The sequence below is a fragment of the Mycobacterium sp. genome, from assembly GCF_049647605.1.
Taxonomy (GTDB): Bacteria; Actinomycetota; Actinomycetes; order Mycobacteriales; family Mycobacteriaceae; genus Mycobacterium.
On record NZ_JBARXZ010000184.1, the window covers coordinates 1 to 21,911 of the forward strand.

The window sequence follows — 21,911 nt, forward strand, 5'->3', positions numbered from 1 at the left end:
CGACCGCTCCAGCGTCTCCAAAGTCTCACGCTCGGCCGCCGTCATCGACAGGGCCGCTGCTGGTGATGCGCTCACCCACGAAGAATACCGAACATGCAGTTAGCTATTTGCGTGACACACCACTAGCGTGTCGAGCCTGCGCTGAGGGGCGTTGCGCGGACGCGGCATTCGTTGACAAATCCGCGAAGCAGATTCATTGCATGGCCATCGGTGCGCCAAAGTAGCTCGGGATGCCACTGCACGCCCACAACCACTTCGCCGGGAACCTCGATTCCTTCTACGAGGCCGTCGTCGGCCCGTGCGGTGACGCGGAGTCCTTCACCGACCCGGCGGATGCCCTGGTGATGCTGGCTGTTCACGTTGATATCGCAGGCGCTGCCCATCCAGGTACTCAGCAGTGAGTTGTCGTCGACGGAGACCATGTGGAGGGGATGTGCCAGCCCCGCTTCGGTGTGCCGATGCGTGACGGCAGTAGGCCGGTCCCGGCGTAGATCGCCGATGAGGGTGCCGCCGTGCGCGACGTTGAGCAGCTGCGCTCCCCGGCATATGGCAAGCACTGGTTTGCCGGACTTCTGCGCCGTGGCCATCAGTGCAATCTCCAGCTCGTCTCGCTGCGGGTCAGGGGCGTCGATCAGTGGGTCGGAGGTGTCGCCGCCATAGCGGGAGGGGTCGACGTCGACCCCTCCACCGACTATCAGGCCATCCGCCCGATCGAGGAGCGACGTCAACCGTGGGTGTGGCAGGGCCGTCTGCACGGCGATCGGCGTTGCCCCCGCAGCGGTGATGCCTTGAAATGCGAATGGCCACAGCACGTATTTGTCGAGTTCGTTGGGGTCGAAGGTCAGTGCGATCAGGGGTGTGTGGGTCATACGGTGTGGACTCCTGGTCCGGTCGAAGTCATCGCTGACGGCGAGACGGGCAGACGATATTCGATTCAGAAACGGCTAATCAATGCTTGCATTCGAACTAGCTTGGTGCTTGACTGCTGGAAATCGAACACGAGGAGAGTAATGACATCAATTGAGGATCTGACCAGGACGCTTGCGGACCAGGGAGTGAAGTACGTGTTCGGCTTCTACGTCGACATCCACGGCGTTCCCAAGAGCAAGTGCGTCCCCGTCGGGTCGCTGCCATCGATGGCAAAAGGGTCGGAGCTCTACACCGTTGGCGCACTGGAGGGGATGGGCGAGTTGGGGCCCCACGAGGATGAGTGCCAGGGCATCCCAGATCTCGACCGTCTGGTGGTCCTGCCGTGGAATCGGGAGGTCGCGCTCGCGCCGGCCACTCTCAAGCTCAACGAGAACCGATACGAACAGGATTCGCGAAATCTGCTTCTTCGGCAGGTCGAGCGCGCGGCTGAGATGGGTTTTGTCGCCAACGTAGGTATCGAACCCGAATTCTACGTGGTGCGCGAAACCGAAACTGGCTGGGAGCCATTGGTTCCCAGTGACCGACTGAATGAGCCCACCCGTGGCTACGATGTCGAGGCGACCATTCTCGCGCAGCCATTCCTCGATCCCATGGCGCAGTACATGAACGAACTCGGTTGGGGCCTTTACTCCTTCGATCATGAGGGCGGTGACGGACAGTACGAGTTCAACTTCGACTACGCCGATGCGCTGACAATGGCCGACCGGATGGTGCTTTTCCGGCTGATGGCCAAGCACGTCGCCCGCGAACAGGGCTGCATCGCGACCTTCATGCCCAAGCCGTTCCAGGATGACTTCGGCTCAGCCGCTCACATCAACATCAGTCTCGCTGATGAATCGACCGGCAAGAATGCGTTCAGGGCCGCGGACGGCAGCTACAGTGAGCTGTCCCGGCTGTTCACCGGAGGCGTCTTGGCGCACGGTGATGCCATCACCGCGGTGACGTGCCCAACTATAAACTCCTACAAGAGATTCACCAGCAAGGGCTACATGGATGAGATGTCATGGGCGCCGATCTACCGGGCGTGGGGCGAGAACAACAGAACCCTGATGTGCCGGATGCCGGTTAACAGGCACTGCCTGGAGGTACGCACCGCGGACGCGGCGGTGAACTACTACCTGGGAATCGCCATGGTGCTCGCGGCCGGGCTGGACGGTATCGAGGGCAAGATCGATCCGGGCGAGCCGATCAACGTCGACACCTATCAAATGGACCCGGCCGATCTGCGGGACCTGGCGCTGCCGACCTCGTTCGAGCAGGCGCTCTCGGCGTTCGAGACCGACGATCTTGCCCAAAGCTGCTTCGGCAAGGAGTTCCACCGGACATACGTCGACTACATGATGCGCGAGTGTCGCGAGTACGGGTCCGTGGTGACGGACTGGGAGACCCGCAAGTACATGCAGAGGGTGTGACGATGACTACCGACACCGAAATGCACATCGCCATGCTCACAGCTGAATCAGATACTCGCCGGCGGGAGGCGAACGCGCTGGCCGTCGAGCGGATGCTCACCGCGGATCCATACCTGGTCGACGTCGCGCCCGCGCGCGACGTCGTGCCGGGCATGACTGACGCAACGATTTTGACCTCGGGTGCACCGCTGCGATGGGAGGAGTACACCGGTGGGCAACGCAGATCCGTGCTCAATGCAGCGGTCTACGAGGGCCTGGCAGATTCAGTGCAGGGCGCAGAAACGGCAATCGCTGCTGGGCAGATCACGGTTCGCAGCACCCAACAGCATCAGTGCGTCGGATCGGTCGCCGGGATCTACACAGCTTCCATGCCGGTCCTCGTCGTCGAAGAGCGGACCTTCGGTGGCAAGTCGTTCTGCAATCTGTACGAAGGCCAGAGCCGGTACAAGTTGAACTATGGCGCCTACGACGAAGAGGTGCGGGCCGGGCTGCAGTGGCTGGAAGCCACCATGGGTCCGGTACTCGCCGACGCCCTCAAGCTGACCGGGCCGATCCCGCTCAAGCCGATGATGGCCCGCGCGTTGCGCCTCGGCGATGAGCTGCACAGCCGAAACACGGCGGGCACGTTGCTTTTCGAGCGGGAGTTGACGCCGGCCTTCACGCAGCTGATGGGCACGTCGAAAGCTGACGCGGTGGCGCAAGTCGCAGCGTTCTTCCGGGACAACGACTACACATTCCTCCGGATGAGCATGGCCGCTGCCAAGGCAATGGCCGACGCTGCACACGGAGTGGCCGCAAGCAGCTTGGTCACCGGGATGGTGGTCAATTGCCAGTCGTTTGCGATAAGGGTCAGCGGAATGGGTGACCAGTGGTTCACCGGCGCCCATCCTCAGCTCGACGGTCGATTCTTCGACGACTTCGGTCCCGACGACGCTGAGTGGATCGGCGGGGAGAGCTGCTTCACCGAGGTCGTCGGCCTCGGAGGTTTTGCGCAGGCCGCCGCGCCGGCTCTGCAGGCATACCAGGGAGGTTCATACGAGCAAATGCGTGACAACAACTGCGCTATGTATGAGATTGCGGTGGCCGAACACCCTGATTTTCGGATCCCGGCCCTCGACTTCCGCGGTAGCCCCGTCGGCATCGACGTGGTCGAAGTCCTGAAGTGGCGCCGCACACCCATGATCGACGGCGGGCTTGCCGGCCGTGGCGGCGGGCAAATCGGTGCGGGACTGCTCATTCCGGACCTCGAGGCCTTTCAGAACGCCTTCGATGCCTACCGCGCAGCTCATGACTGTGCCTCTGATTCGGCGGCGTCTCCGAACGCCATGAGTGGCGAGGAGGGGCGGAGATGACCACACCAGAGTCGGCGTCCAAGCCGTTGAAGCAAGCGCGGGGCGACCAACCAGGGCAAAAAGGTATGGGCCCTTTGGAGTTGGCCTTCTTTGTGGTTGCCGCGGCAGGGCCACTGCTGGTGGTGGCGGGCTACACTCCGGTCGCCTTCAGCGTCGGCGGTATCGGAGCGCCTGGTGCCCAGCTCATCGCCAGTCTGGTCATCCTGTTCTTCGCGGTCGGGTTGACCCGCATGGCGTTGCGCATCCCCAACGCCGGGGCTTTCTACGCCTATATCGGTCAGGCTTTCGGCCGCCCGGCCGGAGGCGGGGCGGCGCTGCTGGCGCTGGTGGCCTATTCGGCGATAGCCATGGCCGAGATGGTAGTGGTTGGCGTGTTTGCCTCATCCGCCGTCAAGAACATTTTTGGCATCGGAATCGCATGGTGGGTCTGGGCTTTCGTGGCACTGGTAGTGGTCGGCCTGCTAGGGCATCGCCAGATCTCGTTGAGTGCGCGCGTCCTTGGAGTGGCGCTGATCGCCGAAGCCGCGATACTGCTGGTCCTCGCAGTTCCGGTCTTGCTCGACGGAGGACCGGAAGGTTTCGACTTCAGCTCCTTCACTCCCGCGGCCGTGTTCGCCGGCGGTGGCGCAGGTGCCATGTTCGCCATCGTGTTCGGCGCCTTCCTCGGATTCGAATCGACGGCGATATATGCCGAGGAATCCCGGGAGCCGGCGAAGACGATCCCCCGTGCAATTTATCTGGCAGTTGGCTTTCTGGGGATCTTCTACACCTTCATGGCCTGGATCATCTTCACCGCATTTGGAAAGTCCGAGATATCAGCGGCCGCAACCGAGGACCCGGTCGGTCTGGTGTTCTCAGCGTTGGCCAGCTATGTAGGGCAGCCGGCGGTGGTCGTCACTGAGATACTGCTTGTCACCAGCGCCTTCGCGTCAGCTCTGGCGTTTCACAACACCGCGATTCGCTACCTTCACACGCTGGGGCGCGAGGGCATCCTGCCTACCGCTTCCTCCAGGCTTCACCCGGTACATGGGTCGCCCTACCGGGCGAACCAGATTCAGGTGGCCGCCACCGTCGCAGTGATACTCGGATTTGTGGCCATCGGGACCAGCGACGTATATCTGGGCTTCTTCCTTCCTCTGGTGTCGACGGGCGTGTTGGCGGTGATATTGCTGCAGACAGCGTGCTCGGCCGCGATCGTTGTGTACTTCAACATTCGCAACCGTGGGCACGGACTGTCGATTTGGAGCACGCTCATAGCGCCATCCATCAGCCTGATTGGTCTCGGTGTCGCGTCCTACTTGGTGGCGGAGAACTTCAGTCTGCTTTCCGGACAAACGGGTTATGTCAATACGGCGCTGCTGGTCAGCCTACCGTTGCTGGTGATCGTCGGAGTGGCGCGCACCTATGTATTGCGATCGAGGAACCCGGCGCGATACCAGCAATTGACCCGGACAAATGTCTACGTGGCTGACCAGGATGATTCAACGGGAAACCCTTCCGCTTAGGAAATTGCCTCGGAGTCGAAAGAGAACTTCTCGGTCTTGAGGATCATCGAGGTTTCAACGTGTGTAATTCCCTCCATTGCGCCGAGTACATCGGTGGTGAAGTTCAGTACGTGGGAATGGTCCGAAAAGAAGGCCTCGATGATCAGATCGTGACGGCCGGTGGAATAGCCACAAAACCGCACTTCAGGAATGGCGGCCAGCTTCTTGCAGATCGATTTCAAGGCGGTGATCTCGGCCGTTATTCCGATGATGGCGGACAGATTCAGGCCAGCCAGCGCGGGGCTCGGAATGGCAACGATCTCCATGGCGCCGGTGGAAAGAAGTCGTGCTACGCGCTTTCGGACCGTGGTCTCGGTGACACCGATCGCTTTTGCGATTTCAACATTGCTCGCGCGGCCGTTGACGCTCAGGAGCCGAACAATCTGCTTATCCGTCTCATCGAAATTGACAGAATCCATGGAATCGGTTACCGCGCGCTGCTGCCCGGGCTCGGATCGGCGTATTTGCTTTCGCGTTGCGCTCACAACTCCCAGAATAAACAGTCGGCTGAAATGCCCGCGAGGGCACTGCCGGACTTATCTACGAATAGTTGGCGTGAGCGGGGGCGTCGACTGGTTCCGGCGTCCGCTGGTTGCCGCGGCCAGTTTCCACCGTTGCTGTGCGCGTGCAGCTCGGCCGCCAGAATCTGGTGTAGCTGAACCGCATTCGACTCGAAGCCCAGCGGTGATCCGGCCATCGAGGGGCGCCCCGGTGCAACGTGGGCAGAGGCCCCGAGAACTCGCGAAGTAGAAGTGAACCGGACGGACCCGGCGACGTGGTGGCAAGCGCGATGCGCAGCATCTCGTCGCGGCGACTGCCGGCCCGGCTACTCGTCGCCGGAGAAGAAAAAGGGCGGGTTCGGGAGGACATGAGCGCGTCTCATTATCTCTCACGCGGTCGGCTTTCATCTCTACGCCGACTCTTTGGATCAGTCACTCCCGAACCCGTCGTGCCATCGATTTTACGCCCGGAAACGAGCCCATGCCAGAAGAAGTTTCCCCAGGATCGTTGGCCCGCACCGCGGGCAGCGATACGTCGTGTCACGGGTACCGGGCGTGAAGGTCAGCGCAGCAGGGCGCGGGACATCACGACACGCTGGATCTGGTTGGTGCCCTCGTAGATCTGGGTGATCTTGGCGTCGCGCAGCATCCGTTCGACGGGGAAGTCGCGGGTGTATCCGGCGCCACCGAAGAGCTGCACAGCGTCGGTGGTGACTTCCATCGCCACATCGGAGGCGAAGCACTTCGCCGCGGCGGAGATGAAACCGAGGTTCTTTTCGCCGCGCTCGGCGCGGGCCGCGGAGGTGTAGACCATCAGTCGTGCCGCTTCGATCTTCATCGCCATGTCGGCGAGCATGAACTCCACACCCTGGAACGACGAGATCGACTTACCGAATTGCTTGCGGTCCTTGGTGTAGGCGATGGCCTGGTCGAGGGCGCCCTGTGCGATGCCGACCGCCTGCGCGCCGATCGTGGGTCGGGTGTGGTCGAGCGTCTCGAGGGCGGTCTTGAACCCGGTGCCGGGTTCGCCGATGATCCGGTCTGCCGGGATGGTGCAGTTCTCGAAATAGAGCTCGGCTGTGGGAGATCCCTTGATGCCCAGCTTCTTCTCCAGCGGACCTGCCGTGAATCCGGGGTCATCCAGGTGCACCATGAACGCGGAGATCCCATTGGCGCCCTTGTCCGGGTCGGTCACCGCCATCACGGTGTACCAACTGGATTGGCCTCCGTTGGTGACCCAGCATTTGGTGCCGTTGAGCACCCAGCTGTCGCCCTCGGCTTTGGCTCGGGTCTTCATGGATGCCGCATCGGAGCCGGCTTCACGCTCGGACAATGCATAGGAGGCCATCGACTCTCCGGAGGCGACCGACGGCAGCACTTGCCGTTTGAGCTCCTCGGAACCCTTGAGGATCAATCCCATGGTGCCGAGTTTGTTGACCGCAGGGATCAGCGATGCCGAGGCGTCCACCCGGGCGACTTCCTCGATCACGATGCAAGCCGCAACCGAGTCGCCGCCTTGGCCGTCGTAGTCCTCGGGTACGTGAATCGCGTTGAATCCCGACGCGGTCAGTGCTGCGAGCGCCTCCTTGGGGAACCGGGCGTTCTCGTCGACATCGGCCGCGTGCGGTTCGATCTCTTTCTCGGAGAGCGCCCGAATGGCCGCCCGCAACTCGTTGTGCTCGTCGGAGAGCTGGAAAAGATCGAAGTCGGGATTGGCCATAGTCTTCACCTCGTGTTCTTCGGTTCGGCGCGCAGCTGATATCGCAGACCAGCAACGGTCCGATAGCCGGTCTGGTACTGAGTACCATAACACCAGAACTGAGTACCACAAGGAGGTTGCGGTGTCTGCTCCCGTTTCGGCACGCGAGCGATTGATCAAGGCGGCGTTCGAGCTCTTCGACGAACGCGGGTTCGCCGAAACGTCCGTCGATGACATCGCCGAACGTGCTCGCGTCGGGCGAACGACGTTGTTCCGGCACTTCGGCTCGAAGGAAGGCCTGGTGTTCCCCGACCACGATGAGCTCCTCGCGCGCGCTCAGGAACGCCTGTCGGTGGCACGACCTGAAACCATGCCGACCGCGGTCATCGAGGTGGCGACCTCGGTGTTCGATCACTACCTCGCCGAGGCAGAGCTGGCGCAAGCGCGGTATCGGCTGACCCGATCGGTACCGGCGCTGCGTGACTACGAAACCGCAACCGTGTCGAGGTACGTCCGGCTGTTTGCGCGGCATCTGCGAACGAGCTCACCCCCTGACCCAAAAGGTCAACTGCGGGCCGAGCTCTTTGCGCACGCGGTGGTCGCTGCACACAATTTTGTGCTACGCCGCTGGCTGCGTGATGAAACGCAGCACCCACAACAGGAATTGGCCGAAGCGCTGGCCGCGACACTGCCTGTGGTGCGCGGTACCGAGGCTTCGAGCTCTGCCGTGGTGATCTTGTCCACCAGCCAGCCCATCAGCACGGTGCTACCGCATCTCCGGGACGCGGTCGAAAGCCTGGAGGCAGCCGGCGCAACGGTCACCTCTCAGCGTGAATCGCCCACCGCCGGATAGCGTTCGAAGACCAGCCCCGCCTCGGATCTGTGCCAGGGCGGGGTCGTGCTGCCGTTATCGCAGCGAGGCGAGGACCACCTCGGGATCGTATCCGCCGAAGTCGGCCAGTCGGTCGTCCCGAACCCGATTGACCCAGGCGGGGTCGGCCAGCAAGGCGCGCCCGATCGCCACGATGTCGAACTCTCCGGACTCGAATTGCTCGACCACGCGGTCGACGGATGCGGGCGCGATGACCTGGCCGGGCTGCTCGCTACGGAACTGCGTTTCCAGCCCGACGGAGCCCACGGCGATGACGGGTACGCCACTGACCTTCTTGGTCCAGCCGGCCAGACTCAACTCGCTGTCATGATCGGGGAAGGCGGGGGCATAGTGCCTGCGGGTGGACGGGTGCAGGGCATCGACACCCGCCTCCACCAGCGGGGTGAGCAGTTCCTGCAGCTGCGTCGGGTCGTCGGCGATCGTCGCCGCGTAGTCGGTGGCCTTCCACTGGGAGAAGCGGAAGATGATCGGATAGTCCGGGCCGACAGCGCCGCGGACCGCGGACACCACCTCGGCGGGAAAACGGGTGCGCGCCGCCAGTGATCCACCGTACTTGTCGGTGCGGCGATTGGTTTTCTCCCAAAAGAATTCGTCGAGGAGATAACCGTGGGCGCCATGCAGTTCTACCGCGTCGAATCCGACCTCGCGGGCGGTGGCTGCCGTGTCGGCGAAGAGTTCGGTCACCCGGGCGAGGTCGTCGATACCCAACGCCCGGCCCCGGGGCGCACCTGAGCCGTCCACACCGGACGGACTCACCGGGAGCACTCCGTCGGCGTCGTCGCGCCGCTCACCCTGATGCCACAGCTGTGCGGCGATGGTGCCGCCCTCGGCGTGCACGGCCTCGATCACCCGCGCCCAGCCGGCCAGTACGTCGTCGCCGGCGAGGGTCGGAATAGTCGCCGGATAGCCTGCCGCCGGTTCGGGCAGGCGCACCCCTTCGGTGATGATCAACCCGACTCCACCGGCGGCACGACGCCGGTAGTACTCGGCCACGTCGGGGCCGGGAACTCCATTCGGCGAGGCCTGACGGGTCATCGGCGCCATCGCGAACCGGTTGGGCACCGTCAATGAGCGGACGGTCAGCGGTTGGAACAAGTCATCGATTGCCACGGCGAATTACAACACCCGTGCGCGCCGACTTCATCCCCGACCTCGTGGCAACGCCGGGGTGAGCACCGCCACCCACTGCCCCGCGCGGGCGGGGAGTCAGGGATCCGGGCATTCTGCTGAGAGCAGCGTGAGCGGCGCCAAGGGTGTGAGTTGCGGCAGGGTCGTGACATGACCGATGACAAGCAGCGGCTGTTCAGCAGGCAACTCCGCGACGATCTCTATCGCAAACGGGTACTGGTTCTCGACGGTGCTCTCGACGACGACAATGGCACTGTCCTTGTGGCGCAACTGTTGTCGCTGGCCGCAGAGTCCGATCAGGATGTCGCCCTGTGGATCCATTCACCGGGTGGTTCGGTGCCGGCGATGTTGGCGATTCGTGACGTGATGCGCCTGATTCCGGGAGATGTCGCCACCCTGGCTCTCGGGTTGGCATGTAGCGCAGGGCAATTCCTGTTGTCGTCCGGGACGCCGGGTAAGCGTTTTGCGCTGCCGCATGCGCGCATCCTGATGCATCAGGGCTCATCGGGGATCGCTGGATCCGCGGTCGAGGTCGAAGTGCAGGCCGACGATCTTCGTCATACCCGCGATACCGTGCTGGGCCTGATCGCCGAGGACACCGGCCAGAGCATCGACCGCATCTTCACCGACTCTCTGCACGACCGGTGGTTCACTGCCGCCCAGGCGCGCGACTACGGGTTCGTCGACCATGTGGTGGCACGTTTCGACCAGATCGTCCCGTCGTCGAAGTCGCAGTTCGGGATCAGCGCATGAGCGCTTACACCATCCCGAATGTCATCGCTCGCAGCGCAACCGGTGAACGCATCATGGATGTCTACTCGCATCTGCTCACCGAACGAATCGTGTACCTGGGAACAGGTATCGACTCCGGGGTGGCCAATGCGTTGATCGCCCAGCTGCTGCATTTGGAGGCCGACAACCCGGAACAGGAGATCAGCCTCTACGTGAACTCCGAAGGGGGTGATCTGTCGGCGATGCTGGCGGTCTACGACACCATGCGCTTCATCAAGGCTCCGGTGGCCACCATCTGCATCGGGCAGGCGGTGGCCGCCGGAGCGGTGCTGCTGGCCGCGGGGGCGCCGGGTCGGCGGGCGGTCCTGCCTCACAGCCGGGTGGTACTGCACCAGCCGGCCGCTCAGGGGCGCGGCACCATCCCGGATCTGATCCTGCAGGCCGACGAGGTGGTGCGGGTGCGTAACCAACTCGAGGCGATCCTGGCGCGGCACACCGGACGTGGCGTCGACGAGCTTCGCCACGACACCGACCGCGACCGGGTGTTCGACGCCGCGCAGGCGGTTGCCTACGGACTGGCCGATCGGGTTCTCGACGAGCGCGGCACCATCCCGGCCGGTTGAGTGCAAAAAGCTAGGCCGCCAGCAGGGTCGGCTGCGACGGTCGGGGAGCGGCGGACGGGCGGCGCAGATCCGCCGAGATGCCACCCAGCAGTCGGGTCAGGTCGACGCCGAGTGCCCCGCTGACTGCGGCGATCATCTCGCTGGACGGCTCTTTGCGGCCGCGCTCGATCTCGGAGAGGTATTGGGGAGACACCCCGGAGCGTTGCGCGACGTCGACCAGACGGTCACCGCGGCCCTCGCGGATGGTGCGCAGCCGTCGGCCGAGCACCTCCCGCCACAGCGGTTCTGGTTGGTCGGCGGGTCCGCGCTCGCGCTGGAGCCCGCGATGGATGTCGATGACCTCGCCCATACCCGTCATCATCGTCCGGCGACGACCCGTCACAGGACTCAGTTCGCCGCGAGCGTAAACAGCCGGTCCGGGTCTTGGGGGCCTCGACACGAGCATGCGGCGGGAGCGAGTTCCCGGGGTTGCTTCTGGGCAATGGCGGCGGCGACCGTCACGAACCCGATGGCTGCCCACACGAAATTGGATGCCACGCTGAACCACGCCCCGTAGAGGATGGCCGCGACGCCCGCGAGGGTGCCGCCGATCACATTGAGGGACCCGTAGCGCCACGAGTTGGCGTGCAGTCTTCCGCGGGAAACCAGAAGGTAGGCAACAAAAGTACCCACCGTGCCCAGCCAGCCGAGTGCCGCCGCGGCCATGTGCATTCCTCCGAGTCGAGCAAGTTGTCGCGTCGATTATCACGATGGCGGTGGTTAATGACAATTGAATTCTGGTGCAGAGGTTGTTTAGCATCACTTAATGCCAATCGACCCTCGCAGGCTCCGATTCCTGCTTGCTGTCGCGCGGGCCGGCGGAGTGCTGGCCGCGGCCGACGAGATGCAGATGACACCGTCGGCGGTGTCGCAACAGATCGCCCGGCTGGAACGCGAAGCCGAATGTGTCCTGGTGACCCGAACATCGCAGGGTTCGGTGCTCACAGCTGAGGGGCTGGTGCTTGCCGAGGCGGCGCAGGACATCGAGCGGACCCTGCTCGAAGTGAAGGCCCGGCTGGACCGCGGCGACGCCGAACTGCAGGGGGTCATGCGGATCGGCGGCTTCGCGAGCTTCCTGTCGGTGGTCATCGCGCCGGCGCTGGCGGAATGGAAACGGCAGTTGCCGGGCGTGCATTTCGAGGTTGTGGAAGCTGAACGCGAGCCGATGCTGCGCGCGCTGAAGGCCGGCGAGTTGGATGCGGTCATCATCGAGTCGGACGCCGGTGGACCCGCCAAGCCGTTGCCGAGCGGCATGGCGGAGGTGCCGGTGCTCGACGAACCGTGGAAGCTGGTGGTGCCCGCTGGGACGTTGGTGTCCGACGCGGTGGAGCTGGGACGGCTGTCGCTCCCGTGGCTGGGTGTCGAGCCCGGATCGGCCGGTGCGCAAGCGGTGTCGCGGCTGCGCCGGGTCACCGGCATGGACCAGCCGATAGTGCATCGCTATTACGGCACCCAGACCGCTTTGGCGCTGGTTGCTGCCGGCGAGGGAATGGCGCTGATCCCGTTGCTGGCCTTGAAGGGGGTACTCCTCGAAGGGGTGGACACCCTGGATGTGCCGGGGTTGGGGACCCGAAGCATCGTGTTGCGCAGCTACTTCCGCGGTAAACAGGCGCAGAATCTGATCACTGCCGTCTCCGGGCTGATCCTGGGCGCGGTGGCCGAGATCCCGGTGGAGTCCGGCGTCGGCACCGTCACGTCCTGACGGTCACCGGGCGGCGTGCTCGACGTTCTCCGAGTGACTCGGGGACTCGCGGGGAAACGGCTGCGGCGTTGGGGATGGCCCAGTCGCCCCAGTCTCCGACTCAGCACCCGGGCATCCCGCCAGCTGAGGGAGTTTGCGCTCTTGGTCAGCAGATCGAGTTGCTGCCAGCTCAGCCCATCGAGTTCGCCGTCGGAATCGTGTGTCGCCACCACCACCCCGCCGTGTAACAGCGGCACCGTTTTGGGTGAACTGCGTGGTGGCGAGCAGCAGTTCGGTGGCGCTGCGATTGACGACACGCTGACAACGGCGCGTCATCGGCGAGAACCAGAAGTCGAACTGGCGGCCAGCGCTGGTCAAGCTCTCCAAGCCGCGGTCGAGCACGAGTTCGGAAATGTCTGCCCTGCTGAATGCCCGAGTCTCATAAACGACGTCGTTGGGGCTGAAGTAGAGAACTCTGTTCATTACGCATGTCCTATTCAGGGATGCCTGTTCGGCCATTGATTCGGCAACCGGTTGCGGCGCCGGTCAAACATTTGCCGGATGGCAATTCGGATAAACATTTTCGACAATTCAGGTATTTGCCATCACCTTTCTTCGCTCGCAGCCATCGGCGGGACGCCTGGCGGTGATGTCGGGAGCCTCCCCTGCCCGCGCCTCGCGCCCGTCTCATACCGCAGTGCAGATTGTCTGGAGCCGACGGCGATAATCTCCCCAATGAACACGGAATCCGATATGCCGCCGGCGCAGCGGCGCCGGCTGGCCCTCACGTCGGGGGACCTGGCGCAAGCGGCGGTCTTCGCCGCGGTGATCGCCGCCCTCGGGCTCCCGGGCACGCTGACGATCGGTCCCAGCGGAGTGCCGATCACCCTGCAGACCTTGGGCGTGATGCTGGCCGGGTCGATTCTCGGCGCCCGCAAAGGTGCCCTGGCTGTGGTGTTGTTCGCCATCCTGGCCATCGCCGGGCTGCCGATTCTCGCCGGCGGGCGCACCGGGCTGGTGTCACTGTCCTCGCCGACGGCCGGCTTCTTTGTCGGCTGGCTGCCGGCGGTGCTTGTCATCGGTGCGCTGACGGCGATGATGCCGCGGTACCGGGTGATCTGGGGCATCGCGATCAACATCCTCGGCGGGTTGGTGGTGATCTATGCCTTCGGCACGGTCGGGCTGGTGCTGCGGACCGACTTGTCTTGGTGGGCGGCATTGTCCACCAATGGGATCTACATTCCTGGTGACATCGCCAAGGCGGTCATCACCGGTTTGGTGGCCGCACAGGTGCACCGGGCCAGGCCTGGGCTGATCACCCCCTGGCGGCAACGCCCCCGACCGGCTGATGGCTGAGTCCCTCGACAACGACGTCCCCGGTGCCGTCGTCTTCGAGGGAGTCAGTCACTCTTTCGGTGATCGGCCGGTTCTGACCGACGTTTCGCTACGCCTCGACGAGCATCGCATCGGCATTCTGGGCGCCAATGGCAGCGGCAAGTCGACGCTGGCGCGGATGATCAACGGCCTGGTGCTGCCGGACAGCGGCACTGTCCGAGTTCACGGCCGTGACACGCGCCGGTCGGTGCGCAAGATCAGACGCGATGTCGGGTTCGTCTTCACCGACCCGGATCGTCAGATCCTGATGCCGACCGTGGCCGAGGACATCGAACTGTCCTTGTCCCGGCATGACCTGGACAAAGGAGAACGAACCCGGCGGACACGCCAGATCCTGGAACGGTTCCGGCTGGGCGAGCATGCAGACCAGTCCGCGCATCTGCTGTCGGGTGGTCAGAAGCAATTGCTGGCCCTGGCGGCGGTGCTGGTCACCGGGCCGCGCCTCGTGGTGGCCGATGAACCCACCACGCTGCTGGATCTGAGAAACACCCGAATGTTGCGCGCGGCGTTCGCGGCGCTGGACCACCAGCTCATCGTGGTGACCCATGACCTCGAGCTGGTCGACGATTTCGATCGGGTCATCGTGCTCGACGGCGGGCAGGTGGTGGCCGACGACGGACCCGCAGCGGCCATCGCCGCCTATCGGCGGTTGATGGCATGACCGTCCTCGGTCACTATCACGCGGGAAGCTCGCCACTGCACCGACTTCCGGCCGGATTCAAACTGCTGGCGCTGGGCGCGCTGATTGTCGTCATGACGATGGTTGTCAACTCGCCGCTGCGCCTGGCGGTGGCAGCTGTCGGGGTGCTCCTTGTTGCCGCCGCGACGCGGATTCGCCCTGGCCTCCTGGCGGCCCAATTGCGACCGGTGCTGTGGGTGGTGGCCTTCATCTTCGTGTTCCAGATGGTGTTCACCGACTGGAGGCGCGCGTTGGTGGTGTGCGGGATCCTGCTTCTGTCAGTACTTTTGGCTGCGGTCGTCACCACCACCACCCGGACCACCGATATGCTCACCGCGATGACGCGGGCGATGCGGCCGCTGAGGCGGATCGGTCTCCCGGTCGAGCAGCTGGCGATGGCGCTCGCGCTGACCATCCGATCCATCCCGCTGATGATCGAAACGGTGCGTCAGGTCGAAGAAGCCCGCCGCGCCCGGGGATTGCGGTTCTCGCCGCGAATTGTGGTCGCGCCCGTGATTGTTGCGGCGCTGCGCACTGCAGATGGTTTCGCTGAAGCGCTTGCTGCCCGCGGGCTCGACTGAGTCAGGGCACCGCTCAGGTGTTCCGGTTGGCCCAACCGTCGTCATTGTGGGCGAGCAACTGCAGTTCACGTTCCCAGGACCGGGCGCGGGCGCGATCCAGGCCGTATCGCAGGCCGAAGGCCAGCAAGATCGCGGCGCTGACGGTACCGATCCACACCACCCACGTGCGGCCCGCGGCGACGGCGCCGGCCATTTGAGGCGTATCCGGAGCAGATACCACCTTGCCGGAGTTGTCCAGCCAGATTGTCAGCGAGTCACCCTTCTTCACCATGGTGGGCACGCTGATCGTCTCGTTGCGGACCTCGGTACCTTCACGCCACTCGACGTGAACGGGGCCCGGGCGGCTGAAGCGGGCGGGGGCGGTGACGCCGTTGTCGGCGACGGCGACGGCCTCGATCGAATGCCGGGTCTGCTGCTGTTCATCGATGACGCGCATGCGCGCGTCGTAGGCGTTGTCGCCTGCTTGACTGGCGAAGGGAACTGCCAGCAGGCCGACCATGACGATCATCAGCACTGCCAGGGCTTCGACCCGATCGCTGGCGCGGATGAGCGGGTTGCGACCCAGCGCCCCGATGAACCATCGGCAGCGCAATACCAACGTCGTGTGCCGCATCAGTTCGCCTCAGACAGTCGCCCTAGCTGTGTTACGAACATGTTTCCATGCTGGCACCGGCACCTGCGCAGGCGCCAGTTCTGCAGGTCACGGGGGATGAACCTCACAACCATGGCTGCGGCAAACGCACATCACCAGTGGTGATTCGAGCCATTTGCAACGGGTAGCCAGCACGGAGAGAGCAGGGAAATCCAGAACGGGAGGATTGACGCCGATGCAGAACTCACTGACAGGCCGCCTTCGTGAAGGACTTTGTGCAGTCGGGTCGGCCGGTGGCTGCCATCTGCCACGGACCGTGGGCGCTGGTAGAAGCCGATGTGGTGCGCGACCGGACCGTCACGTCATATCCCAGCATTCGCACCGACCTGCGTAATGTCGGAGGCACCATGGTCGACCAGCAAGTGTGCATCGACGGCAACCTCATCACCAGCAGGTCCCCGGAGGATCTCGATGCGTTCTGTCAGGCCAGCACCGACCGGTTCGCGAACACGCCTGTCCATGTCTGAACATCATGGTGCACAACCACATTCGCGGCCGCACCTTCACTCATAGCCTACCCGGGGGCGTGCGGCAAGACCCCGGTCATGCCGCACAATCGCTGGCCTGAAGCGATCACCTGCGGATACGAGAGTGGGATGAGATGGACACCGATGCCGATGTGCTCATCGTGGGGGCCGGACCGACCGGACTGATGCTGGCCAACGAGGTTCGGTTGTTCGGGCTGCGCACCACCGTCCTGGAGCGGCTGCCTGTGCCGCGACAGATCGCCAAAGCGGGTGGTCTCGGCGGCCAGATCCTCGATGTGCTGCGGTACCGGGGACTGCTGGACCGGTTTGTTGCCGCCAGTGGCAAGCCCTGCCCCGCGCCGCGATTCCCGTTCGGCGGCCTTCATGTCGACCTGACCACGCTCGCCGATCCGCCCATGCAGGCGTTGCTGCTCCCGCAGCCACGGATGGAGGCTCTGCTCGAAGAGTGCGCCGTCGAATCTGGTGCAGATATTCGGCGCGAGCACACTCTGACGGAGTTCGGTCAGGACGAGGAGGCCGTCACGGCGCTGGTGGACCGACCGGACGGGCACTACCGGCTGACCGCGCGGTACCTCGTGGGCTGCGACGGACTGGGCAGCGGGGTCCGCGACGGCGTCGGCATCGACTTCCCCGGCGTCACCTACCCGGAGGTCAACCGTCTCGCCCAGGTTGGCATGCCGCCCGAAGTGCAGGTGCGCGGCGACGGTGATTTCGAGATCGCCGGTGTCGGGCGGGTCCGTCACGGTTACACGCAGACCGCCAACGGTGTCTTCGCGATCAGCACTTACACCGGCCGCGACCTGGGCCTCTACACCGCCGAAGACGAGGAAACCCGCTATGACGACAACGTGGCGATGACGGTTGACGAGCTTGCCGCCAGCATCCGCCGCGTCTTCGGTGTCGACCTCAGCCTCGCGGACGCCACCCGGCTGACCAGATTCACCTATCAAGCGCGGCATGCGCAGACCTATCGAGCAGGGCGGGTCCTGCTGGCCGGTGACGCGGCACATGCGTTTCCCTCTGGCGGTGTTGCCGTCAATGCCGGGATGCTCGACGCGGTCAATCTCGGGTGGAAGTTGGCTGCCGAGATCGGCGGTTCCGCGCCCGCCGGGCTGCTGGACAGTTACCACGATGAACGGCATCTGGCCGGGGAGCGGACACTGCTGCACACCCGGGCTCAGGTGGCGCTGCGCCGGGGCCTGGACTCCGCTGCGGACGCATTGCGGGCCATAGTGTCGGAGCTGCTCCTCGATGAGCCGGCCCGACGCCGGGTCGGGGCGATGATCGCGGGCCGCGATATCCGGTACCCGATGCCGGGCTCCGAGCCACATCCGTTGGCCGGCAGGTTCATTCCGGACTCGGTTGGGGCCTGCGTGGCGGACCTCATGTGTAGCGGCGGCCCCGTCTATCTCGATCTGGCCGACCGCGCTGATCTTCGCGCGGTGGTGGACCCGTGGTGTCCGCTGGTCCAGCTGCACACGGCTGGGCTCGCACAGCGACCCGCGGACGGACTGCTGATCCGGCCCGACGGAATAGCCGCCTGGGCAGGCGCCGTCGACGAATCGGCTGATACCGCCTGCGCGGGGCTGGGGCAGGCTCTGTCGCACTGGTTCGGGGCGCCGGGGGATGTCGCCGGTCACGGCAGGGTTCGCGACCGGCTGCTGTGGCCGAACTCGCCGCTGCAGTAAACATTCATCGCGAGCGGATGTGTATGTCCGGCGGCCGATCGGCGTGACCATGAAGACACATGATTGCCGACGACGACCGTAGGGGGGCACCGTTGTGACACAGCGTTGCGGCGAGATGACTTCGAAACGGCAGCCCAGGGCCCTGGAATCGGACTGGGACTGGCAGCTGCGCGGCAGGTGCCGGACCCACCCATCCCACGTGTTCTTTCCTGACGATCACCGTGGGCAGGCACTCCGGGAACGTGAGGAACAGGCCAAGAGGGTGTGCCGTACCTGCCCGGTGTTGAGCGCCTGCCGCCGTCACGCTCTGCAGGTGCCCGAACAGTTCGGGGTGTGGGGGGCCATGACGGCGAGTGAACGTAGCCGGGCTCTCAAGGCGATGGCCGAGAGCCCGGTGTCCGCTCTCAACCGGATCGGTGAAACTGTTGAACAACAGGATCTTTCACACCATGTGTGAGCGAGTCCCGGGTTGTGGCAGCCCCGGTTTGTGGCAGCGGCGAGGGCCCGTCGCTGCGCTGCGCGGTGACGGGCCCTCGTCGTGGATCAGCCTGCGATGAACTCTTCGTACGCGCCGGCAAGATACGGCGGCAGCACGGTGGTGTTGCACGCGCGCTGGGTGTCGCCGATCGGTGCCAGGATGCCGCGCAGCTCGTAGTACTCAGTTGGGTTGGCGGTGAAGTAGCTGCGGATATTGGCTGCTGCCACGTCCCGCGGCTGGATCACCGCTGCTGAGACCACGTTGCCGGCACCCGGATGGCTGGCCAGGTACTGCTGTGCTGCCACGGTTGCCGAGTCGACGGTGCCGTTGATTCCGGCCGGGCTGCAATCAGGAGCTGCGGAGGCTGCCGGAGCCACGGCGGTTGCCACGGCGATGCCCCCGAAGAGGCAGCCGGCCGCAGTTGCGGCGATGCGCCGACGCGCAGAGTTGCCACTGAACTTCATGATCACTTCTCTTCCGTAGTCGATTTGGCCAAATCAGGATTGATGTCCCGCGGTGGCCCGTTCACGTTCCCCGTCCCGAATCTGAAGGTACCTACCCAGAGTGGATGCCGAAATCGGCTGGAATCCAAGATTTCCCGGAATCGCGCAGTGTTACACCCGAGCCGGGTGATGTAGATCGCAAATGGGTTGCTGGGCGTACGCTTGCAGCGAAAAACCTGCAGGCTGGTTGAGATTTCTCAGGATTTGCCAGAAATTCTTATGGGGCTGCAAGTGGGATTGTGACCGGGTTGTGACCGGTGCTGTCGGCGCCGCTGTGGTCGGCGAGTCGCCTGTGGCGCGAGAGGATGCGGGGATGGCCGCCAACTTCGACACTCGGCTCGGCGCCGAGCAACTGACCGCGCTGGCCGCGGTGGTGGAATTCGGGAGTTTCGATGCCGCCGCGCAGCGCCTGCACGTCACTCCGTCGGCAGTGAGCCAGCGGATCAAGGCCCTCGAGCAGCGCGTCGGCCAGGTCCTTGTTGTTCGGGAAAAGCCGTGCCGGCCCACCGCTGCCGGAGTCCCGTTACTGCGGCTGGCGGCCCAAACGGCGTTGTTGGAAGCCGAAGCACTCGCGGAGACCGCCGGCGGGTCGGTGCAGCGCACCCGTGTTGCCATTGCGGTGAACGCGGATTCGATGGCGACATGGTTCACCGCGGTGCTGGCCGAGTTGCCCGATGTTCTCCTCGATATTCGTATCGAGGATCAGGACCACTCCGCACGGCTGCTGCGCGAGGGGGAGGCGATGGGCGCGGTGACCACCGAACGTACTGCAGTGCCGGGCTGCCGGGTACACGCGCTCGGGGTGATGCGCTACGTCCCGGTGGCCAGCGCCCAGTATGTGCGTGAACACCTGGGTGCGGGATTTGTCAGCGAAGCGGTGGCGCAGGCGCCGTCGCTGGCGTGGAACCGCGACGATGCGTTGCAGGACATGCTGGTGCGCAAAGTGTTTCGCCGATCAGTGGCCAGGCCGGTGCACTACATCCCGACGGCGGAAGGATTTGGCGCGGCGGTGGGGGCCGGACTGGGCTGGGGGATGTTCCCGGAACAGTTGGCAGCCGAGGCGCTGCGTGACGGCAGATTCGTGCGCGTCGTCGACGCGCATCTCGATGTCCCGTTGTACTGGCAATGCTGGCGGCTCGACAGTGAAACGGTGTCCTCGCTCACTGAAGCGGTGCACGCTGCTGCGGTTGCGCTCCGGCATCGGTAGCGCGGCGACGCACTGCTTCAGTGGGTTGCTTTCTTGTTGCGTCCCAACGGTAGAACATGCATGATCGCGACCACGATGGCCCCGACGGCCAGGCCGATGACAGCGGATGCCGCAGTGTTGATCAGCCACGCCAGCACCCCGCCGACACCCGCGATGTGGTGCACGGATTCCTCGAAGTGGTGCACCAGTCCGTAGGGCGGGTGCCAGCCGAGCTCGTCGCTTCCCAGCAGCAGAATGTGCCCGCCCACCCACAGCATGGCGGCGGTCCCCACCACCGAGAGAGTGGCCAGCAGTTTGGGCATGCCGGCGACCAGGCCGCGGCCCACCTTCTGCGCGAATCTGGACGAACCTTCGATGAGGCGAAGGCCGATGTCATCCATCTTGACGATGGCCGCGACAACGCCGTAGACGATCGCGGTGATGACCACCGCCACCACTGCCAAGATGATCAACCGCGGCAGGAACGACTGGTCGGCAACCTCGTTGAGCGCGATCACCATGATCTCGGCCGACAGGATGAAATCGGTGCGGATGGCGCCGGTCACCATGAACTTCTCGGCGTCTTCGCCGACCACCGCAACCGGGGTGTCGTGGCCGCCGTGCCCACTGATCTTTCCCCACACCTTCTCGGCACCCTCGTAGCACAGGTACGTCGCGCCGAGCATCAGGATCGGAGTCAGCAACCACGGCACGAACTGGCTGAGCAGCAGCGCAGCCGGCAGGATGAACAGCAATTTGTTGCGTAGCGACCCGATCGCGATGCGTTTGATGATCGGCAGCTCACGGGCCGGTTCGATACCTTGCACGTACTGCGGGGCAACGGCGGTGTCGTCGATGACCACCCCGGCGGCCTTGGCCGTCGCACGCCCCGCGGCGGCGCCGATGTCGTCGACCGACGCCGCAGCCAGCCGCGCGATCGCGGCCACGTCATCGAGTAGTCCAAAAAGACCGGCGCTCATGGCAGCAGGCTACCGGCCGCTGCTGTGGACACCGACGTGAAACGGCCTATGACGACTCAAGCCGGCGGTATCCGGTCAACCCGGGTACCGCCGGCTTGGCCGGCAGATCTGGTTCAGATGGGAGCGTGTGCGCTGTGGGCGGCCTTGTGTCGTCCCTTGATGAGGTAGCCGAGCCAGCGAAGATCAATCAACATGTGTCAGGTCCTTTGTGGGTTGTCAGGCCGACTTGGCCAATAGCGGCAGCAGCTGCCGACGTTCTGTCATCGTGTCGGAGAAGCACTGCAGGGCGTCGGGAACCGAAGCGGTAGTGGCGAATTGGCAGGCATTGAGCCGCATGACGCGGGCGACGGACTGGCTGGGGATGACCAGCCACTCATCGGCGGTGCGACGGCAGGTGTCATCGACGGCAGCCAGTAGCGAAAGGGCTTCCGCGGTGAAGGAAGTGACACCGGTGAGGTCGAGGACGTAGGGCTTTTCGCGGATGATCGAACGAGTTACCTGGCGGGTGAGCAGGTCGATGTTCTCTACGGTCACAGCACCGGTCACCGCGACGACGGTGGCGAGTTGCCGGCATTGCGAGCGGACCTGCGCACCACCACACTGGACGGCCGGGTTGCCATAACGGAACGCGGTAGCCATGGAGCGCCTCCCCTCGAGGATCGGCAAAGTGTGGATCACTTTGCCCGTGACACCGACGTTAGTGAGCGTTTGTAAGGTCCCCACCAGTAAGCACTAACGCTTCACTAAGA

General features: G+C 64.5%; 23 protein-coding genes and 2 pseudogenes. 14 read left to right on the top strand and 11 right to left on the bottom strand.

The features are described from left to right. Nucleotides 1-122 precede the first annotated feature (122 nt). Nucleotides 123-869 (bottom strand): gamma-glutamyl-gamma-aminobutyrate hydrolase family protein, encoded by a 747-nt coding sequence (locus WBB07_RS23615; protein ID WP_526311123.1) that lies wholly within the window; start codon nt 867-869, stop codon nt 123-125. Between the two features lie 141 nt (nt 870-1,010). Here WBB07_RS23615 and WBB07_RS23620 point away from each other — a divergent pair, with 141 nt between their 5' ends. The 3 genes from WBB07_RS23620 (at nt 1,011) to WBB07_RS23630 (ending at nt 5,199) form a co-directional block, all read left to right on the top strand. After that, nucleotides 1,011-2,342, top strand: coding sequence for a type III glutamate--ammonia ligase (locus tag WBB07_RS23620; RefSeq protein WP_526311125.1), 1,332 nt, complete (start codon nt 1,011-1,013; stop codon nt 2,340-2,342). A 2-nt stretch (nt 2,343-2,344) separates the two neighbouring features. Then, nucleotides 2,345-3,694 (top strand): oxamate carbamoyltransferase subunit AllG family protein, encoded by a 1,350-nt coding sequence (locus WBB07_RS23625; protein WP_526311127.1) that lies wholly within the window; start codon nt 2,345-2,347, stop codon nt 3,692-3,694. 65 nt (nt 3,695-3,759) lie between these two features. Beyond that, complete coding sequence (locus WBB07_RS23630; protein ID WP_526311189.1) at nt 3,760-5,199, top strand: amino acid permease; 1,440 nt, start codon at nt 3,760-3,762, stop codon at nt 5,197-5,199. Here the strand turns inward: WBB07_RS23630 and WBB07_RS23635 are convergent. Together WBB07_RS23635 and WBB07_RS23640 are read right to left on the bottom strand one after the other, a co-directional pair. Then, complete coding sequence (locus tag WBB07_RS23635; protein WP_526311129.1) at nt 5,196-5,723, bottom strand: Lrp/AsnC family transcriptional regulator; 528 nt, start codon at nt 5,721-5,723, stop codon at nt 5,196-5,198. The two genes, WBB07_RS23630 and WBB07_RS23635, sit on opposite strands and share 4 nt — an antisense overlap. A gap of 577 nt (nt 5,724-6,300) precedes the next feature. After that, nucleotides 6,301-7,458, bottom strand: a complete 1,158-nt coding sequence (locus WBB07_RS23640) for an acyl-CoA dehydrogenase (RefSeq protein ID WP_526311131.1) — start codon at nt 7,456-7,458, stop codon at nt 6,301-6,303. A gap of 121 nt (nt 7,459-7,579) precedes the next feature. Between WBB07_RS23640 and WBB07_RS23645 the strand changes: the two genes are divergently transcribed. Further along, on the top strand, nt 7,580-8,290 hold the full coding sequence (locus WBB07_RS23645) for a TetR/AcrR family transcriptional regulator (RefSeq protein ID WP_526311133.1): 711 nt from the start codon (nt 7,580-7,582) through the stop codon (nt 8,288-8,290). 54 nt (nt 8,291-8,344) lie between these two features. Here the strand turns inward: WBB07_RS23645 and WBB07_RS23650 are convergent, their stop codons facing one another. Continuing rightward, nucleotides 8,345-9,439 carry an NADH:flavin oxidoreductase gene (locus tag WBB07_RS23650; RefSeq protein ID WP_526311135.1) on the bottom strand — a complete coding sequence of 365 codons (1,095 nt, stop codon included), beginning with the start codon at nt 9,437-9,439 and terminating at the stop codon, nt 8,345-8,347. Between the two features lie 168 nt (nt 9,440-9,607). Here WBB07_RS23650 and WBB07_RS23655 point away from each other — a divergent pair, with 168 nt between their 5' ends. Both WBB07_RS23655 and WBB07_RS23660 read left to right on the top strand, forming a co-directional pair. Next, on the top strand, nt 9,608-10,210 hold the full coding sequence (locus tag WBB07_RS23655; RefSeq protein ID WP_526311137.1) for a ClpP family protease: 603 nt from the start codon (nt 9,608-9,610) through the stop codon (nt 10,208-10,210). Further along, nucleotides 10,207-10,812: a ClpP family protease gene (locus WBB07_RS23660; protein WP_526311139.1), complete on the top strand. Its 606-nt coding sequence runs from the start codon at nt 10,207-10,209 to the stop codon at nt 10,810-10,812. The genes WBB07_RS23655 and WBB07_RS23660 overlap by 4 nt, the downstream gene beginning before the upstream one ends. A 10-nt stretch (nt 10,813-10,822) precedes the next feature. On the opposite strand, the gene WBB07_RS23665 is transcribed toward WBB07_RS23660, so the two are convergent. Together WBB07_RS23665 and WBB07_RS23670 are read right to left on the bottom strand one after the other, a co-directional pair. Then, the gene (locus WBB07_RS23665) at nt 10,823-11,161 is read right to left on the bottom strand and encodes a helix-turn-helix domain-containing protein (RefSeq protein ID WP_526311141.1); all 339 of its coding nucleotides are present in this window, start codon (nt 11,159-11,161) and stop codon (nt 10,823-10,825) included. Between the two features lie 38 nt (nt 11,162-11,199). Beyond that, entirely contained in the window at nt 11,200-11,517 is a 318-nt protein-coding gene (locus WBB07_RS23670; protein WP_526311143.1) for a CBU_0592 family membrane protein, read from the bottom strand. Nucleotides 11,518-11,617: 100 nt separating this feature from the next. On the opposite strand from WBB07_RS23670, the gene WBB07_RS23675 reads away from it, so the two are divergent. Continuing rightward, entirely contained in the window at nt 11,618-12,553 is a 936-nt protein-coding gene (locus tag WBB07_RS23675) for a LysR family transcriptional regulator (protein ID WP_526311145.1), read from the top strand. 41 nt (nt 12,554-12,594) lie between these two features. Here the strand turns inward: WBB07_RS23675 and WBB07_RS23680 are convergent. Next, nucleotides 12,595-13,015, bottom strand: a pseudogene (locus tag WBB07_RS23680) (hypothetical protein); the annotation flags it as partial. A gap of 252 nt (nt 13,016-13,267) precedes the next feature. On the opposite strand from WBB07_RS23680, the gene WBB07_RS23685 reads away from it, so the two are divergent. From WBB07_RS23685 to WBB07_RS23695, 3 genes are read left to right on the top strand one after another with little or no spacing between them, the layout of a single operon-like run. After that, nucleotides 13,268-13,888 carry a biotin transporter BioY gene (locus WBB07_RS23685; protein WP_526311147.1) on the top strand — a complete coding sequence of 207 codons (621 nt, stop codon included), beginning with the start codon at nt 13,268-13,270 and terminating at the stop codon, nt 13,886-13,888. Continuing rightward, nucleotides 13,881-14,588 carry an energy-coupling factor ABC transporter ATP-binding protein gene (locus WBB07_RS23690; RefSeq protein WP_526311149.1) on the top strand — a complete coding sequence of 236 codons (708 nt, stop codon included), beginning with the start codon at nt 13,881-13,883 and terminating at the stop codon, nt 14,586-14,588. Before WBB07_RS23685 ends, WBB07_RS23690 begins: the two co-directional genes overlap by 8 nt. Further along, nucleotides 14,585-15,187: an energy-coupling factor transporter transmembrane component T family protein gene (locus WBB07_RS23695; protein ID WP_526311151.1), complete on the top strand. Its 603-nt coding sequence runs from the start codon at nt 14,585-14,587 to the stop codon at nt 15,185-15,187. Before WBB07_RS23690 ends, WBB07_RS23695 begins: the two co-directional genes overlap by 4 nt. A 13-nt stretch (nt 15,188-15,200) precedes the next feature. Here WBB07_RS23695 and WBB07_RS23700 read toward each other — a convergent pair whose 3' ends face one another. Then, on the bottom strand, nt 15,201-15,800 hold the full coding sequence (locus WBB07_RS23700) for an Rv1733c family protein (RefSeq protein ID WP_526311153.1): 600 nt from the start codon (nt 15,798-15,800) through the stop codon (nt 15,201-15,203). Between the two features lie 236 nt (nt 15,801-16,036). Here WBB07_RS23700 and WBB07_RS23705 point away from each other — a divergent pair. The 3 genes and pseudogenes from WBB07_RS23705 to WBB07_RS23715 form a co-directional block, all read left to right on the top strand. Continuing rightward, nucleotides 16,037-16,306, top strand: a pseudogene (locus WBB07_RS23705) (DJ-1/PfpI family protein); the annotation flags it as partial. 134 nt (nt 16,307-16,440) lie between these two features. After that, nucleotides 16,441-18,015, top strand: coding sequence for an FAD-dependent oxidoreductase (locus tag WBB07_RS23710; RefSeq protein ID WP_526311155.1), 1,575 nt, complete (start codon nt 16,441-16,443; stop codon nt 18,013-18,015). A gap of 115 nt (nt 18,016-18,130) precedes the next feature. Next, nucleotides 18,131-18,472, top strand: coding sequence for a WhiB family transcriptional regulator (locus tag WBB07_RS23715; protein WP_526311157.1), 342 nt, complete (start codon nt 18,131-18,133; stop codon nt 18,470-18,472). Nucleotides 18,473-18,558: 86 nt separating this feature from the next. Here the strand turns inward: WBB07_RS23715 and WBB07_RS23720 are convergent, their stop codons facing one another. Then, nucleotides 18,559-18,957, bottom strand: a complete 399-nt coding sequence (locus tag WBB07_RS23720) for a hemophore-related protein (RefSeq protein WP_526311159.1) — start codon at nt 18,955-18,957, stop codon at nt 18,559-18,561. 352 nt (nt 18,958-19,309) lie between these two features. On the opposite strand from WBB07_RS23720, the gene WBB07_RS23725 reads away from it, so the two are divergent. After that, on the top strand, nt 19,310-20,203 hold the full coding sequence (locus tag WBB07_RS23725) for an ArgP/LysG family DNA-binding transcriptional regulator (protein ID WP_526311161.1): 894 nt from the start codon (nt 19,310-19,312) through the stop codon (nt 20,201-20,203). A gap of 17 nt (nt 20,204-20,220) precedes the next feature. Here the strand turns inward: WBB07_RS23725 and WBB07_RS23730 are convergent, their stop codons facing one another. Next, the gene (locus WBB07_RS23730) at nt 20,221-21,162 is read right to left on the bottom strand and encodes a DUF808 domain-containing protein (protein ID WP_526311163.1); all 942 of its coding nucleotides are present in this window, start codon (nt 21,160-21,162) and stop codon (nt 20,221-20,223) included. Between the two features lie 216 nt (nt 21,163-21,378). Further along, a complete protein-coding gene (locus WBB07_RS23735) occupies nt 21,379-21,801 on the bottom strand; it encodes an STAS domain-containing protein (RefSeq protein ID WP_526311165.1) in 423 nt (140 codons plus the stop codon). Nucleotides 21,802-21,911 lie beyond the last annotated feature (110 nt).